Raw genomic sequence first — 1,579 nt, forward strand, 5'->3', positions numbered from 1 at the left:
ATGAGGGTCATCTGTGCCCAGTGCCAGAAGCGCTCGAAGATGGTGTAGATCAGGACTGAACGGATACTCATGGCTGGTTGGCCCCGGTGTGGTCTTGGCCGTTGAGGCGGCGGTTCTTGAAGCGGCTCAGGCCGCGGATCACGCTGTGCGACAGGATGCCGCCAACGGTGCCGAAGAACAGGATCATGCCGGCCAGATCAACCCAGCGATTACGGTCCCGTCCCGGCAGATAGACTCCGGTCACCATACTCAGGCGACCGTTCGTCATATGACAGTCGCCACAGGCGAGTGCGTCCTCTTTGGGCGCTACCATATGGGTGATAGGCCAATAGGAGACCGTCTGCAGGAAGTCAAACTGGCCCGAGTAGTCGAGCCCGAAGTCTTTCATTCCGCGGGCAATCGCCTTGCCCATGTCATAATTGCCCCAGTACGCGTCGGTGTCCTCTCCCCACAGGTGCGTATAGACCAGAGTGCCATTGCCAGTGTCCAAGGGTTGCCACGTGTGCATCCGTTTGAACGGCCAGATGCGCGAGTGCCCGTCGGCCCGCGAGCCCAGGTAGCCGTTGATCGGGATGGGTTGCTGGTTCAGGTCGAAGTGGGTGTCGATGGTGGTGTAGCGCATCTGGCCGTTGAACCAGCCATACTCGGGGATGACGTTCTCGCCATAGGTGAAACTACCCTTGATGGACTTGTAGGTGTAGCGCTCCTCCCCGTTGCCCTGGGTGTAACCGTGCTCATGGTAGCCCTCGCCGTTCCTGGTCTTGCCGGCGGTGCGCCAGTCCCAATCCATCACGGTGGCGACCCCGCCGCGGGCGAAGCGCGGGATGTGGCAGGTCTGGCAGGCCACCGAGGCGACGTGATCGTTGAGTTTGATGTGTTTGACAGAGTCCGCTGGGTGAGGCGTGGCGCTGTGGCAGGACTCGCAGGTGGCGACATCGCGGCGCTGACCGGGCCGGCCGGCACCGGCGGTGTCCTTGGCAATAACGTCATAGCGGCTGCCGGCCCAGACGTGGTTCTTGGTGACATGGCAGGCGGTACAGGCGAAGTTCTGCCCATCGGCGGACATATGCACATCAAGACTGCGAGGCGGGTGCTTGAGGGCCGAGGACAGGTCGCCGTGCTTCACGTTGTCACCGCCGCCACCGTTGAAGTGGCAGGTGCCGCAGTTGGCGCGCTCGGGCAATTGCACTGATTGGGCGATCCGGGCCAGATCCAGGGGGGCCAGCCCCTCGAACATCACAGCGCAGCTCTTGTTGCCGCCGCTATTGGGGCTCTTGTAATAGGTGCCGGTATGATCATGACAGACCAGGCAGTCGATGTTGTCCTGGTTCGCGAAGTCGAAGGTCTCGTCCTTCCAGCCGTAACCGGCGTGACACTGGGCGCACATGCCCTCGTTGCCCCGCGCGTTGGTGCAGAAGTTGTTGACCAGATGCTTCTTGCCGAGTCGTTGGCCGGTCTCCGGGCTGGTGTAGTCCCAGGTCCAGTGGATGTTCTTCATGAAGTGCCGGCCACTCTCGGTGTGGCAAGTGAGGCACGCCTTGGTGACCTCCTGACCGGTCGCGAACGGTCCTTTGAGAAC

Annotated in this window: 1 protein-coding gene; it reads right to left on the minus strand. The window is 61.9% G+C overall.

Annotated features, from left to right (window positions below):
* Positions 1-67: 67 nt before the first annotated feature.
* Positions 68-1,579, minus strand: a 1,512-nt coding sequence (locus QZY44_RS08135) for a tetrathionate reductase family octaheme c-type cytochrome (RefSeq protein WP_295444799.1), incomplete at its 5' end; no start/stop codon positions are given.

Source organism: uncultured Thiodictyon sp., from assembly GCA_903837595.1.
In the GTDB taxonomy this organism is placed as follows: Bacteria; Pseudomonadota; Gammaproteobacteria; order Chromatiales; family Chromatiaceae; genus Thiodictyon.